The organism is Halomonas sp. Mc5H-6 (assembly GCF_024124705.1).
Taxonomy (GTDB): Bacteria; Pseudomonadota; Gammaproteobacteria; order Pseudomonadales; family Halomonadaceae; genus Vreelandella; species Vreelandella subterranea.
Window position 1 is genome coordinate 1 of record NZ_JAMXSI010000017.1, and the last position, 14756, is coordinate 14756.

General features: G+C 57.4%; 10 protein-coding genes. All 10 read right to left on the reverse strand.

All coding sequences use genetic code 11. The annotated features are described in order from the left end of the window. Positions 1 to 111: 111 nt before the first annotated feature. Positions 112 to 528: a hypothetical protein gene (locus NH395_RS16950; protein WP_253026525.1), complete on the reverse strand. Its 417-nt coding sequence runs from the start codon at positions 526 to 528 to the stop codon at positions 112 to 114. Positions 529 to 639: 111 nt separating this feature from the next. Further along, a complete protein-coding gene (locus NH395_RS16955) occupies positions 640 to 843 on the reverse strand; it encodes a hypothetical protein (protein ID WP_253026527.1) in 204 nt (67 codons plus the stop codon). A gap of 271 nt (positions 844 to 1114) precedes the next feature. Then, on the reverse strand, positions 1115 to 2248 hold the full coding sequence (locus NH395_RS16960) for a hypothetical protein (RefSeq protein WP_253026529.1): 1134 nt from the start codon (positions 2246 to 2248) through the stop codon (positions 1115 to 1117). Between the two features lie 14 nt (positions 2249 to 2262). Continuing rightward, positions 2263 to 5739, reverse strand: a complete 3477-nt coding sequence (locus NH395_RS16965) for a toxin VasX (RefSeq protein ID WP_253026531.1) — start codon at positions 5737 to 5739, stop codon at positions 2263 to 2265. A 12-nt stretch (positions 5740 to 5751) separates the two neighbouring features. Next, positions 5752 to 6657, reverse strand: a complete 906-nt coding sequence (locus NH395_RS16970) for a DUF4123 domain-containing protein (protein ID WP_253026533.1) — start codon at positions 6655 to 6657, stop codon at positions 5752 to 5754. Next, positions 6654 to 8687 (reverse strand): type VI secretion system tip protein TssI/VgrG, encoded by a 2034-nt coding sequence (tssI, locus tag NH395_RS16975; protein ID WP_253026535.1) that lies wholly within the window; start codon positions 8685 to 8687, stop codon positions 6654 to 6656. The genes NH395_RS16970 and tssI overlap by 4 nt, the downstream gene beginning before the upstream one ends. Position 8688: 1 nt before the next feature. Continuing rightward, positions 8689 to 8976: a type VI secretion system PAAR protein gene (locus tag NH395_RS16980; protein ID WP_253026537.1), complete on the reverse strand. Its 288-nt coding sequence runs from the start codon at positions 8974 to 8976 to the stop codon at positions 8689 to 8691. Between the two features lie 61 nt (positions 8977 to 9037). Beyond that, entirely contained in the window at positions 9038 to 9625 is a 588-nt protein-coding gene (locus NH395_RS16985) for a GNAT family N-acetyltransferase (protein WP_253026539.1), read from the reverse strand. Next, a complete protein-coding gene (tssM, locus tag NH395_RS16990) occupies positions 9618 to 13259 on the reverse strand; it encodes a type VI secretion system membrane subunit TssM (RefSeq protein ID WP_253026541.1) in 3642 nt (1213 codons plus the stop codon). The genes NH395_RS16985 and tssM overlap by 8 nt, the downstream gene beginning before the upstream one ends. Before the next feature lie 37 nt (positions 13260 to 13296). Next, positions 13297 to 14754 carry a type VI secretion system protein TssA gene (tssA, locus tag NH395_RS16995; protein WP_253026543.1) on the reverse strand — a complete coding sequence of 486 codons (1458 nt, stop codon included), beginning with the start codon at positions 14752 to 14754 and terminating at the stop codon, positions 13297 to 13299. Between the last annotated feature and the right edge of the window lie 2 nt (positions 14755 to 14756).

The window sequence follows — 14756 nt, forward strand, 5'->3', positions numbered from 1 at the left end:
AAGATATTGGCGACTACCTAATGGGCTATTATAACCGGCGGCGCCCCCATACATTCAATGACGGCATGCCACCCATGGTTGCAGAAGAAAAACTTAAAATACTGTCCGGGATTAGTTGACCACTACAATGGGGGGCATTCGCTTGATTAACGTATTGAGCCAGAGAATTGCCAGTGTAAATACAAATAGAAATCCTGCATAAAGCCCCCCTCCCCATGCGGCTGCAAACTGGGGATCGGGAGGGAACCCACCGATGCCCACCCATATGATAAGAAAAATTATCATTATGGCGGTGACGCCCACGCTCAGCATATGCCCCGCCGTCATCATGCTATCCGGGCTGGCACCCTGGCGAATATCCATGATGACCTCATCGTGGTGCACATCGATATGGGCCACATCCACGGCGTACTCACTATTTACCGGTAACGGCAAGGAGCTGAGGCAGTACTGCTCCCCCCCGGCACGGCTTTCCCGTTCACCCGCGCGCATGGGGGGAAGCGCTTCTGTGGGGTTGGTGTTAAACATTCGGGTTATATTCAATCACTTTAGAATCAATACCGATTTGGGGAGCAATACAGGCATCGTTTAGCTAATAGTAGCGTACGCCAACTTTCGATTTAATCGTCGGCATTCCGGTTATACGGTTTGGTTTAGACTAATCGTTAGATCAACCTGATTATCAACGAATGCTTTCAATAAACCGAAAACCCCGAGCCCGACGGGCATATAAAGAATAAAACCCAGCCCGCCAAAGTAGAGAGAGGCGATTAGTCCCCCTATTGTGTAGGGCAGCATAAAGACAAACATCGCCTTCCCGAATTGCTCTTTTTTCTTCATCATGCTCGCTAGGCGCTCTTTATCCTCGGTTCCGATCAACAGCTCGCTTTTACAATGCGGGCAAGTGGCCGTCTGGGCTTGTAAAAGACCAGTAATCCATTGCGACTCTTCGGAGAAGCAAGAGGCGCATGAGGGGCACTCAAAATCAATGTTTTCAATTAAAGCATTCTCTTATTTTGCGCCTACTGCTTTTTCGGTCACTTCTTTACTCTCCAATACTAGATTATTGATGAATACCATTAAAAACGCTGGCTGCGTACTTACTCTCGTTGCCTCAGGCCGAAAGTGACGCCTCCTCGCCATAGACCTCGGCGAAAATGGCTGTGATCGGCCGGTTTGGCTGTTGCGCGTGGCGCTGTCTGACTTCTTTTGATAGGCGCATAAGCTCTTCGCTAGGCTTGGCCCACTGTTCTTCAGGAAGAGGTTGCGACCACTCATCAAGAATGGCTGGTAGCGTCTTCTGACCGGCTTTTTGGATGGCGCGGATTTCCCATTCGGCAAGATGGAAGGGAATCGTCCATAGGTCGAGAATGTGCCACAGGTACCACATCGTGACCTTGAACAGGCCTATTTCGCCCTCGCGGTAGCGGCGGTGCAATCGACGCCGGGCATTGTGGAAGGTATGCACACCCTCGTAGGGCGGATCGCCGGGGCGATGCAGCCCGTGCGGGTCTTGGAGTTCCTCGCGGGTGTTGACTTCGTACTCCATGTAAGCCCGCACCGCTTCCCAAAGCCCCAACGCCAATGGCATACCCGGCTGTGATAATTCAAGAAAGTGCTGCTGCCCTGTTTCAGGCTCGATAAAGCCTATCCCTAAGCCATACTGGCGCTGCACACCGTATTGCGTCATACCCTGCGCCTGGGTCACCCAGGCTGCCACGCTCTCCCAGGGCACGATGATAGGCGGTTTTCCGTCACCCGGCGCAAAGGCCACCTCGCGACGCTGGCGGTGGAAGCGGGTGGGGACAGCCTCACGGAACTTGAAGTGGTAGTGGGCTTTGATTAGTAGGGCTAATATTAATGCTAAAGTACAGATCACTAGGGCTTGGGTAAAAACCTCATCAAATACGAGCCCAGTAACCAGAAAAAATGCATCAACATCTTTTCCATATATTCCAATTGCCCCCCCCCCGATCAAAGGAAGAAGAAAAGCTAGCATTAAAAACCCTATAAAAGGTATGCCTAACGTAAACTGCCAAGTAAAAGGCGTGGGAAGACTGCCGCCGAAATCCAAATAGGCATCGTTCACTTCCCCAATCGCTTGGTTGAAATCTAAGGGTGCTGATTTCGTTGGCAAGGGGGTTGGCGATAGGTAAATCACTTTGCCACCTGGAAAGGACTCAACATCTCCAGCCCGGTGAGGCCGCAAGATATCCGGACGCGGCGTTGGATTTTGCTTGGCCGACATAGTGGAGCCTTAAATCAAGTAAAAAGAAGGGAGTCAATGTATTGCCAGGAGGCTTCCTCGCCACGAATAGCAACGTCCGATGGCGTGTAATCCCCCTCCCCGCCCGAGAGCGATACGTAAATATGGTGATCGTTGGCCTGATACTGACCATCATTTCCCAGCACTTCCAACCGAACGGCAAAAACAGTGTGGGAGGGGCGCGCAGATACCGAGCTTAGCGGCTCGGGTCGAGGCAGGGCGAACGTAAGCGGCGCTTTATCCGCAAGCGTCAAGCTTTCCACGATCTTATCGGTAGCCGTCACCCAGCGCTCAGGCCGATAATCTCGCCCACCATCTTCAGGCTGCACCTGGTAGCCGCCCAAAGAAAGACGCACCGGCGCTTTGCCGCCAAACGGTGCCGTGAGATCCTGCAGGCTGATGGGCAAGGCGAGTTTAAAATCGACCGATTCTGGCCCGCTTATTTGCCTCCGCCACCAGTTGTCAGCTTCTTCAATACTGACATTGACTTTAGGCGCCTGGGCAATCTCTTGTAACCGTGCCTGATACGCTTCAAGCGTATCATTGCCGGCCTTAGAGGCATCCTGGCTCCAGGGCGTGGACAGTAGCCATTCGTCATGGCGGCTGATGCTATAGTGGTTATAAAGCCAGCTGCCGCCTAACTCGAGCACGCTAAACAAGCCTCCGGCGAGATTAAAACGCCAAAATACCGCTCCCAGGCGAGTGCCGGCAGCGGCCCATTCAACACCCCGGAACGCTACCGAAAAGCCTGTATGCAGGGTGTTGGCTAGCCCATAAGCATTAGCCCCCAACATACCACCCGCACCTATCGCACTCGCCATGGCAGCACTCTGAGCGCTACGGTTACCACTACGTACGGCCTCTTGCCACGTCCCATAACGATTAGCAAGACTTGCGTAAGCAGCAAAAGAACCAAATAAATACGTAAAACCACCAAGAAAAACATGCAGTCTACCAAGAGAAGCACTCACACTTTGAGCGCCGGGTACATTCAAGGCATTGGCAAGCACTTTTGATCGAGTACTAAGAGCAGTATCCATTATTCCTTGCGCTGCGAGAAAACCTGCACTTCCAGTCGAAGACAGGCTATTAACAAAAGCTAACACTTCGAGGTTTTGTCCTGTACTTACCTGTCTCCACAAATCTTTCAGGGCTTGGCTAAACGTAGAAAGCTGAGCCACAAATACCAAAAGCCCCAGCCCATCCCCAGCCAGATTTACCCTAGGCGCTGCTGCAACACCTTGGCGTAAATTGCGAATCAGCCCGCCTACCTCGGTCTGCTGGGCTGCGGGTAGTACTAAGGTCAGGCCAGCACGACCGGGAGCCGCACCCGAGATACGAACGCTGTCCTCGGGGAGTTCTTCAATCGGGCTGAGAGCTCGCGCGAGAGCGGGTTCATGCACCGTTTGTAGTTCCTGGCGAAGGCGCTTGAATTCATCAAGCAGGCGTTGAGCCTCTGGGGAGCGGTGCCCGGCGGTTGCTTTCACTTTATTGCGGCGTCTACGGGTAGTGTCGAGCTCCTCACGCAGCGCCAAGACACGCTGCATGGTGCGACGGAAACTCTCTAGCTCCTGACGAGACGCCACCACAAAACTGGCACCCGTACGCTGGGCCGCATCAAGAATTCTCGCAGGTAACGTCTTGGGCAGGCGACGGAACAGCTCCTCAATATCAGGCATCGACTGACGGTCGATACTCTGATGAAACTCATCCATAACGTGGGCGATTCCCCGCGATATAGCGGGCCCCAAGGTCTGATGGGCACTATCGGCAATAACCTGAGTATTCTCGGGCAGTGTATCAACTGCGGGTAACTGCCCCGACTCAAGTGACGTAAGCTTACTGCGTAAATCATCCAGCTTGAGCAAGGTGCTGTAGCCAGCATTAGCAATGGTAGAATACTGGCCGATGAAATCATTCTGATCAGCAAGCGCCAGCGTATGGAACAGCGGTCTATCGTAGTACGGGGCGCCCTCCAACCAATCGGCTATCCGCTCCGTTACCTCATCGTTGCGGCAGATGTCTTTCAAGCAACCGTACTGGGCCTTGAAGCCTTCAAGTACTTGGTCGTCAACCTGGGCATCAAAATACCAAGCAGCGTTATGGAAGCGTGTATTGCACAGCATATCGGCGCGATCATCAGAGATAGCATCGAGCAAGGTATTCCAGCGCTGCAACCGGGGGCGCTGCTTGGCGAGAAAGTCATCCATGGCCTTCCGTTCAATCAGGTCATTAATGCCCCGCTCTCCGATTTTACTGCCTTTTAGCAGGGCCTTGAGCCGCTCGTTGTGCCCCTGCTTCATCGAGAGCAACGCCTCGCCATGGCGGTCTAGAAAGTCGCTCCCTAAGCTCTCGCCAAGACTCTCTTCGAGGTAGTAGCCATGCACTTCGCTATTTAATTGATCGACGATTGTACGCGGATTAGTACGGTCCGCGTCGCTACGGATTTCGTCAAGGCGCTCTTTCAGATCCTGAGGTAAGTCCGGGTCGTAGGGCTGTGGCAACCTACCGGTATTACTGTCCTGATTGAGAAAATCAAGCAGCTCCTGGCGAACCTCACTTTTCCGTGGCTGCTCCATCGCGGCCACTTCGTCCAACATTGCCTGAACGGCTGGATCATCAGACACTTGGCGCATGTCACCTAACGAAGCTTCGTTCAGTTGGGAGAGCGACTCTATATAGCAGGCCAGCATGTAATCCCGCTCGGTACGCCCCTCGTTCTCAGTGGCCCACTGCTCTATCCACCCCACCACGTTATCCTGAAACTGCGCCAAATCACGCATCACGCCAAGATCATCGCGTACGATAAGGCAGAGACACTCGTCGCGATCCTCAACCTTGTGTTGCTTAAGCAACTTGCCGAGCCGCGTTTTGTGGTAGTAGTGGTCGTTTTCCCAGTGATAGGCTTCGCTTTCGTGTTCATAGCCTTCTTCTGGCACCTCTAGCGCGGCTTCCTCTGCAAACTCGGCTACCCACTCTTCTGCCTGGGCTGTCGTGATCAAGTGCTCTCCACCGCCGGAAACAGGGTTGGCTCCTTCAAGATTCACCGCCTGCATGAAGGCATCGCGATCCTCTTCACTTTCTACTACCTGGGCGCGCTTGGCGTCTGTCCATTCGACCTCTGAAAAACAGACGTAGAGCGTACGGTCCGTTTCGTAGTTGAGCTTGCCACCTTTGATCGTGTCCCCCTGATCACGAAACTCGTACTCGGCGAGTTCATTCGTCTCCCCATCGAGTATATAGAGATAGCCATTGCGCAGCAGGCGAAGGCCCAGCGGCCGGGCGCTCAGGGCATAGGGCGTGGGGCATCCCGGTTCGAGCTCCTCAACCAGCCCATAACGTAGCGGCAGCAGTTGAACTTTGCCTTGAAGCAGAGGGCAGGTAGCGCCTTCTTCGCTATCACGGCATGGGAGTTCCTGGGCGGCAAGTGCACTGTCGTCCCGGTCATCAGTGGGGCGCTCAAACGCAGACATATGACAAACTCCCTATGTCGTCTCAGAGTAAGAAGAAATGGTAAAGGCGGTTTTAAGCCGTTCAGAGGGCGACGCTTCTGTAGTCGTTAAGCAAGCGTGCAGCTCGGGAACCTGCTCGCTTAATGCTGACCAGCTAGTACAACGCTCGCGCGAAAAGAGCGTGCACAGCAGCCCCCACTGGCGCGGATTGGTAAAGCCATACCCACGTGCAGATTGCGTCAGCGCTGCCAGCAGGTCGTATCGTTCCCGTTGCTCTACCGGTAGCCGCCACTCGGGGCAGTGCTGCTCAACAAAATGCAGCAACGTACGCAAGTCACGGCGTTTATCGCATGCCTGCAAGCGGCTAACCTGCGTCTCATTGAGCAAATAGCCATTCGAGGGAATCGCGATGGGGGATTCGGCGGCACTCTGGGGGGTACTTTTCACCCATTCCTTGGCTATCGCATCCGGGCGCACCAGGCCTTCAATAGGCCCCCACGGCACCATGGCCGGAGCGCTTTGGTCGGGCAAAAGCGCTGCGATCACGGCAGGGTCGGCTAAACGCAGCCACATGGCGACACCGGACGGATGACGAACTTGCAACATGTGGCGTAGATGATTGCCAACATCTTCAAGCGATGCATGGCTTTCAATAAGGTAGCCCCACTCTGCATGCACGCCTTGGGCTAAAAAGGCCTGCAAGACGGGATGGTGAGTATCCGGCAACGCGATAAGCCATGGGGAAACATCGCTAACATCCGCCAACGGCGTGCCTGCGTATAGCAGGTCGGCATCAAGTTGATGATCCGACGACCACTCATAAAGCCGCCTCGCCAGTTGCTCAATGCGTACGCCGTCCATGAGTAGATATACCCGCCGGTCTACAGGCCAGTACCATGTACCACCCTGCAAACCAGCGCTTAGCGGCCAGCTATTCATTCACTTGCTGCCTCACAGACGGGGCATAGGGCCTGTTGTTGCAAGAGTGCCGCCTGTTGCGGTGCTTTTACCGGCGTAAATTTAGGCGGTGCTTCCACCTCCTCCGGCAACTGCGGTGGCTGCGCGGCCTGCCCGCTACCCGAGCCGGGGCTCCCCCCGGAGTTGATCTTGACCTGCGGACCTACAATGGTGACGCCGCTGGGGTCGATTTTCAGAAAGCTGCCGCCAGCCTTGAGGGTGATTTCTGCACCGGCTTCGATCACGACCTTCATGCCCGCTTTGTGGTGCACTTCCTGCCCGGCTTCCAGCAGCTGCGCTCGGCCGACCTTTTCGTGGCGGGTGCCGTCGACCATCAGGTGGTCGTCGCCGTCTACCTTCGTGTGGCGATTGTTGTGCACCGTGTGGTGATCGTCGTTATCGATCTCACTGATGCGGTCGTTGTGCACCTTGAGGTGGCTGTCGCGGCGGATCTCTTCGGTGCGGTCGTTGAGCGTTAACAGCTCCAGGTCTTTCTGGGCGTGGAGCCAGATTTGCTCTTCGCCCGCTTCGTCTTCAAAGCGCAGTTCGTTGAAGCCCTCGGCCTTGTGGCTTTGGGTGCGCAGCACCGTGCGGGTCTTATGTTCTGGTAGCGGGTAAGGCGCGGTATTGACGGCGTGGTAGGTGCGCCCGGTCACCAGCGGCTGGTCGGGGTCGCCCTCAAGGAACGATACGATGACCTCGTGGCCGATGCGGGGAATGGCGATGCTGCCGTAACCGCCGCCTGCCCAGCCCTGGGCGACCCGCACCCAGCAGCTGGCCGTCTCATTGGGTTCGGCGTAGCGGTCCCAGGGGAACTGGACCTTGACCCGACCGTGCTCGTCGCAGTGGATCTCTTCGCCTTGCGGGCCGACCACAAAGGCGACCTGGGGACCATCCACGCGGGGTTTGGGGTTGGGCGTAGCGCGCCAGGGGGCGTCGCCGGGAATCAGCGTGACCTGGTTATGGTAGCGGGTCATCCCGGCACTGTCTGATTGGGTGATACCGTCTTCTTCCAGCGCCTGGGGCTGTTCGCCGTGGTGAAGAACACTAATCGCCTGCCAGTCACGGTTGAGGCTGTCGGTGTCGTGGTCGGTCAGGGTGAAGCGCAGGCCGGGGGCGAGTTCCGGCAGGTCGCTTTCGGCGCTGGCAGTGATCGCCTCGCGGCGTAGCTGTTCCAGGCGAATACGGGTAAAGGGCTCGCCGGAGGCGTCCTGCTTGTAGCGGCCGGGGTAGTCGTAGTGTTCGTAGTCCACTTGCTGGCCATGCTGCTCGACGTCGCGGCCCAGATGGTCGTGGAGCTGCGCATAGGCGGGATTTTTAAAGCTGTAGTCTTTCAGCGTGGCGAACGAACTCGCCACCCGGGCGGTATGGCTGAGTTTGCGCACATGGCGAGTGGGTGCGGTACCGCCTGCGCGGCTGTGATAGCTGCGCTCGCCTAGGCTAGTGAGCACCTGCGGGTCGTCGGCAAACACCAGTCGGTGAGTGCCGCCGTCACTGTTCTCAAAGTCATGGAAGTAAAACAGCCCCTCTTCGGCGGCCAGGCGCTCGATAAAGGCGAGGTCGGTCTCGCGATATTGCACGCAGTACTCGCGCTCGGGGAGCTCGCGGGTGACTGCAAAGGCCACGTCGCGAATGCCTCGCTCATCGCAGAGGGTATTGATGATGGTAAGCGGATCCACTTTCTGGAAGATGCGCGAGTTCTGGCGCAGCGATAGCCGCCACAGTGCCGGGCGCAGTACCAGGGAGTAGAAGGTACGCCGGTGGCCGCGGTCGCCCCGGCCAAATTCAGCGATAATCCCATGCACCCGGCGCAGCGGTTCGCCGTCCTGCCAGATGGTCAGTGACGCTTCGCGATCCAGAAGCTCGGCAGCATCCAGGCTGCCGTCGCGGCCGGCCAGGTTGAGGGCCAGTTCGAAAGGCTGGGAGAGCGCTTCGCGGTGGGTGAAATCGATCACCGCGATGTCGTCAACGCCGGGGAGCGTCAGGGTGAACTGCAAGCCTGTGCTTGTCATGTCAACTGCCCTCCCCTGAGCCAGAGCCAATCACCACGCCGCCGCAATCCACCCCGTGGCCTGTCAGCGCAGCCGGTTTGCCATCGATTAAAATAGTGCTTGAACCCTGTGCGATGGCCCGCGGGTGCGGCGGATGGTCGGGTTTGTCATGCGGTGCCAGGGGATCACCCACGCGGGCAACTGGTTTGCCGTCCATCATCACCGTGCCACTGCCTGCAGTGACCGGCGTCGGTGGAAAGCCATCGTGGTCGGTCCCCATGTCACCGACGAGTACAAATTTCTGGCCCATTGCGCTACTCCTTTTGCAATCCTGCTTATTCGTGCTTGGTCGCCCTGCTCATTAATCCCGCTCATTCATCCCACATGGCAGGCGCTTCATAGCTGGCGACGTCGAAGGCATCTACGTATTGGCGGCTGAACCCCGCTGCCTCGAGACTATCGATGGCCGAGTGGCAAGACACCGGCAGGCGTGTTTGCAGCGGTACGCCATTCAAGCTGCGGCGTACGGCCCTCAATAGCCGCGTGCCATGGCCACTGCCTTTCCATTCCTGGCTGATGTAGAAAAACCGCAGTTGCCAAGCAGATTCATCATCGGGCCGACAGGCAAGCACCATACCCAGCGGGGGGCCCTCGCCAAGATGCAGTGCTAGCAGGCGCCCTTGCCAATGCACCACTTGGCCCTCTACTTGCTGGAGCCATAGGCCACGGTGAACGGTGAATTCCAGTGCGCGGCGCAATGTTTCAAGCACGCTGTTATCACGCAGTACCCAGGGCGAATGCCCCTTGGCATCTGCCTGGTAGACCGCTTCGAGAAACTTATCGATATCCTCATCGCGCGCCGCTTCTAACGGGCGGGCCTGCTTCACACTCTGCCGCGTAGGGTGCGAAGCGGGCCGGGCATTACCCGAGGTAAACAGCTGCTTAAGTTGCTTAAGCATCGTTATCTCGCTCCGCGTAGAGTGCTGACGGCAGTTGGAAGCCTGTCACCTGTGAGCGCGTAAAGGGATTGGGCGCTCCGTTGGCAAACAGGCGATAGCGCATCGTGCCGCCGTCAACGTTGAAGCGCAGTTCCAGCTCTCGCTCGCCAACATTGGTGATATCGGCCTGTTCCAGCAGGCGGAACCATGCCCAGGCGCCATCCCGTGTCATGCTGCGGGGCGAGCGGTTGACCTCGCTGGGCACCATCGTGACACGGCTCTCCGTTCCACCCCGCAGCGAGTTGGGCCATACCATCGACACGCGCTGGCTGGGGCTATGGGCATACTCGATCAGTTGGCCATCCACGCTGATCACGCTTCGGCGTTTATCGGGGCTCAGGCTGATGGGTTCGAGGGCAAACTCAACGTCCAGGGCACCATCCCGGCTGAAGTAAGCACGACGAATCTGCTCGGCCTGGTCGACCGCGCTATGCACGCTGTCACGCAGTATCGAATTACCCTGGGCATCCACTAGATGCTCGGGGGCGCCCTCAATGAAAGGCTTGAGGTTATCTTGATAGAACGCATCCAAGGTGCCGTCGGGCGCAAAGAAGTCCTCGAAATCGCTCAGCGACACGTCCCGGCTTGCATTGGGTGCCAGGGGATAACGCCCGGCCAGCCGCTCCTGGTAGGGTGCCACGACATCATCCAGCCATTGGCGCTCTAGGTGGCGAGTGGCGCTGGCCATCAATAGCTGCCAGCTTTGGTCGGCCAAATCCTGCAGCATGCCACCCACCGGCTGAGGCGTGTTTTCGGCTATTTTTTCCAGGTTATTGATGGGGTCATCACCCCGCAGCGATAGACGATCACGCACGTTCACAAAGGCAGCACGACCGGCGTCACCTGATTCTTCAATATCGAGCAGATAGTCGCGTAGCTCAGTGACCGCCGTCTTGATTTCCTCTAGTGAAGACGGATTATCATCGCGGGCTTCGCTGAGTTGATTGATGGGTGTGAAAGGCTGTTCAATCTGGGCAGCGAGTTCATAGCGCGGGGAGTGCCTTAATGCCTCACGCGCTTTTTCATCGCCTTCTGGAAGCTCTGGATAAAGGCTTGTGTTGTGCTCAACGGCCGACAGCAAGCGATCCAGTGGACGCTTGGCACCCACCAGGGCATCGGCCACCACAATGGCTTGATGAATATCCGGCAGGGGAACCAGTTGGGTATCGCGCAGGGCATCACGCCAACTGACATGATAGTCACTGACATAGTGCTCACGAAGGGCGGTTTTCAACTGCTGTTTATCAGCGTCGCTGAAGTTGATGTCGTCGCGCTGACCCAGCGTCCACGCATCGATGAGCGCTAACTCAGTCGCATGCTCCAACTCTTGTAAAAAGTAGTTCTCAAAACCCTCACGCGTGAGCAAATACGGTAGCGTCACATGGTCCGGGTTGTCGTTGCGAGCCATGAAAACGGTATCAAACAGCGTGCCCACACGCCGCCGTAGATCCAAGGGGTCACCTTCTTGACTTCCCGCTGTTTTCAATGCCTCATACACGCGCTCATCGATCGGCTGGCGTGACAGTTCCTCCTGGGCGGCGACCAGGCTGCCCCTGAGTGGCTCCATCGCCTGCTTGGCTCGCTGGCTGCCATCCGCGATATGCCCTTCCAGGTCGGTATGGGCCATGGCGAAGTCAAGGTGATCCAGGAGGCGCTCCTGGATCGCGCCCTGCTGAGGGAAGTCCCCTTGCCAGCGCCGCGCCATGAAACGCATCACCCGGTCCGGCTGACGACCACTGGCGTCGGACATCATGCGTAGCACACGCAGCAGGGCGAGTTTTTCATTGCTGCCCGCCTCGGCGCGGTTCATATCATCCATGATGCCGATCATCAATGCGGGCAGAAATTGATGCTCAAGCATTGCCACGTAGGCACGCTCTACCTGAGCACCGATGACATGCCCCTGATATAGCCCCATATCTGCCAGATACGGGATGTGGGTGCGGTATTCATCGAAGGTTTCCAGCGCGCTGCGTAAACGATCAAGCGGCTCCAGCAGCTCATAACCGGTAGGGTCATCACTTCTAAAAGCGTCAGGATCAGTGGCCAGAAAGGTTTCGGCACGGGCTTCCACGGCAGATAAGGAGACGCTGTTTTTCTGATAAAAATGCGTCCAGCCACCTACCAGAACGACGCCCATGATCAGGCAGGCCGCCAGGCTGATATTGCGTGTGCGGCGCCGCCGCCGGGTCACACGGGCATTGTCGCCCGCCAGCCCCGCTTCGGGATAAATGATATTTTCGAACAGCTCCTCGGTGAAATAGAGAGCGCTGCGCGTCGCCCGGTGTGCGGGCTGAACGCTTTCATCCATGCCATAGCGGCGGGCAGCGGCACCCACGAAGGGGTCTTCGGGCACACCCTGCTGATAGACCGAGGTGAAGTAGGTACCGCGCACCATGGCGGCCGTTGAGAAACGATCGCTGGAAAGCGACTCGGTCAAAAAGCCCAGCAGCACATCGCGCAGCCCGGCGAGTTGACGCACGAAACGAAATACGGACTCGCGCTCTTCCCGGTCTCGGCATTCCGACAGCATGGCGGGAAGTTGCTTGTTCAGACGCGCCAGCATTTCGTCGTACTCGGCTTCGAATTCGGCTTCCCACTTCCCTTGGGTTTCCATGGAGGCAGGGGTAAACGTAAAACCAAGCGGAGCTTTGCGTGCTGCGCGGGAGTAATGCCGGAAGAAGTCGTCAAAACCATGCAGCAAATCCATTTTGCTGAAGGTGACATACACCGGCAGTCGCGTGCCGTGACGCTCCATGAGCTCACGCAACCGGGTGCGCAACAGTGCCGCATAGGCCTTGCGCACGGCGACCTGGGCATGGCTTAAACGAGCGAGGTCGAGCACCAGGACAACACCATCGAGTGGCCGCTGGGCACGATTGCGTTCCAACCACTCCACAAAGTGGTCCCACAACCGACTCTGAAGCGCTTGGGGCTCGCCGCCTTCCATCGCGCCCTGGGTGAGCAACTCACCGTCAGGATCGATCAGTACGGCTTGGTCACCGATCCACCAGTCAAAGCCAAGATGCCCTTGTTTGGTGTTTTGACCAGAGGCTTTCATCACATGGGTCAACGCAAAGTTCTGGCCAGAGCGGTTGATAAGGCTGGTTTTGCCGGCGTTTTCCACCCCCATGACCAGGTACCAGGGCAAGCGGTATCGGCTACTGTCGCCACCACCAAGGCTGGCGGTAATTTCACTCAAGACGTTGTTGAGTGCCGTTTCCTGACGCTCGACCTGGGACATCACCGGGTCTTGTTGGCGAGCCTCTTCCTGTTCACGCTCGTCGTTCAATGAACGTAACCGCCGTGCAAGCCGAACTCCCCAGATCACGACGACCACGGTGACGATGGCCAACGTCGCCAGCAAGCGGTTGGTCAGCGGGGCCAAGGGCGTCACGCCGAAGACCTCCCAGCGCGGCCCCAACCACCAAATAGCAATCAATAACGCCACCACCAGCAGCGCCCAAAGCAGCGTTGAAAGCCGTAACAGCCCTTTTACCTTGTTGCTCTTGGCCTTGGCGCTATTGTGCGCTGTCTGTGCTCTCGATAGACCCGGCACCCAGCGGCCCAGCTTTGATTTTAACGTTGACCACATTAGCCTTTATCCCTCGTCCCTTGTATTAACGATACTGTCAGTGCGACGCATTGAGTGCGGCTTCCAGCCGCGAGACCAATGTCGGCTCCCACTGCTCTAGCGCCAGCGCCGTGACTGTTTGGTAGAGCGTTCGGTAGTGCTGCTGAGCCAGACTTTCCAGTCCCGCTTCATGTAACAAATCCGCGCTTGCCAAACGCCAATAGGCGCTATCGCGTGGCGAGCGGGCACGACTCAATCCTTGATCAAGCACCTTTAACGCGGCCCCGACATTGCCATCCGCCATGGCATCGCGAGCCTCTTGCAAGCCTGCCTGCCAAGCTTCCCCACCGTCGCTCGGTGCTCCCGCCCCCTGCGAGCCGCTGAACAACCACCGTTTTGTTTCATCATCGATAAACGCCACCCCGTTATTAAAGGCCAGGGCGTCGATACCCGATAACCGCTCCACAAAGCGTTGGGCTTCCTCGCGAATCGCCTCGGCGCAGCGGGGGTGTCCTAACTGTTTCGCAACCCCCGCACTCAGGCGATGGCCTTCCAGCCAATAAGGGCTTAACGTCAGACTGTTCTCGATGCGCTCCCACAGATCGTGATCGCTTCCCCGTGCAATCGCTTCGCGGTAATCGGCAACCCGGTCGGCTGAAACAGGCGCCAGTTCGGTTTTACCGTCCTCCCTGGCATTGGGAAGTGCCTGAATCGCGCCCCAGATCGCGAAACGACGCAGCCGATAGGCCAAAGGCTCACCGGGGGTTTGTTCGAGCAGGAAATCGGCCATCTTCAGCAAGCTTTGACGATTCGAGCGCTCGTTTCCGGCTTCCATGCGCAGCTCAGGCGCCTTGGCTGAAGAGGTCTGCGTTGTTGCCGCCGCCTGTTTACCCCCGTCAGGCTGGTCTGTCACCGTGTTGTTCGACGATGTTGTCTCGGCAGCGGACGTTGATGCTGTCGGCCGCTGGGCAAGCAATTGTCGGCTCAGCTCATCCAGGTTCTGCCCAGGCAACGCGTTCGCTTCTGCTTGCTGCTGGAGTTCTTCAAGCGATGCCTGGCAGGCCTCGAATTCATCCTCTGCGTTGTGAAAATCGAGACTCGACACCAACTTCACGCTGCGCTGGATAAACTGCTGAAATAAACGGTTACGTAGCTTGGCACCCCGGCTGCCCGTAAACGGGTAAGCCTGTGGCCACCAGGGCTGGCCAACGCTGCGGGCAAGCAGACGCAGCGAAAGCGCAAAACGCACGCCATTCCCGCCCTGCTGCAGGCAATGCACTAAGTGCCCCAACACCTTTAGATCCTTGCCTTTGCCGCTCAGCATTCGTATGGCCAGCGTTTCAGCGGTATCCCAGTCAACGTGGGCATGCTGTAACGAGCCTACCTTCATCATTTCTTCATCAAGCGCTAGGTAGTCATGGGTGTCTTCCAGCGGCTCGCCGACGGGGTACCCCTCATCGTTAACGTCCAGCGGAGCCAATACGGGCGTTAGATGATCTTCAACGGTGATGCGCATTG

Excerpts from the sequence above, each read along its gene's own strand:
- tssI (WP_253026535.1), bottom strand. The coding sequence starts at position 8,687 with ATGACAAGCACAGGCTTGCAGTTCACCCTGACGCTCCCCGGCGTTGAC.
- tssM (WP_253026541.1), bottom strand. The coding sequence starts at position 13,259 with ATGTGGTCAACGTTAAAATCAAAGCTGGGCCGCTGGGTGCCGGGTCTA.
- tssA (WP_253026543.1), bottom strand. The coding sequence starts at position 14,754 with ATGCGCATCACCGTTGAAGATCATCTAACGCCCGTATTGGCTCCGCTG.
- NH395_RS16960 (WP_253026529.1), bottom strand. The coding sequence starts at position 2,248 with ATGTCGGCCAAGCAAAATCCAACGCCGCGTCCGGATATCTTGCGGCCT.
- NH395_RS16985 (WP_253026539.1), bottom strand. The coding sequence starts at position 9,625 with ATGCTTAAGCAACTTAAGCAGCTGTTTACCTCGGGTAATGCCCGGCCC.
- NH395_RS16970 (WP_253026533.1), bottom strand. The coding sequence starts at position 6,657 with ATGAATAGCTGGCCGCTAAGCGCTGGTTTGCAGGGTGGTACATGGTAC.
- NH395_RS16950 (WP_253026525.1), bottom strand. The coding sequence starts at position 528 with ATGTTTAACACCAACCCCACAGAAGCGCTTCCCCCCATGCGCGCGGGT.
- NH395_RS16965 (WP_253026531.1), bottom strand. The coding sequence starts at position 5,739 with ATGTCTGCGTTTGAGCGCCCCACTGATGACCGGGACGACAGTGCACTT.
- NH395_RS16955 (WP_253026527.1), bottom strand. The coding sequence starts at position 843 with ATGATGAAGAAAAAAGAGCAATTCGGGAAGGCGATGTTTGTCTTTATG.
- NH395_RS16980 (WP_253026537.1), bottom strand. The coding sequence starts at position 8,976 with ATGGGCCAGAAATTTGTACTCGTCGGTGACATGGGGACCGACCACGAT.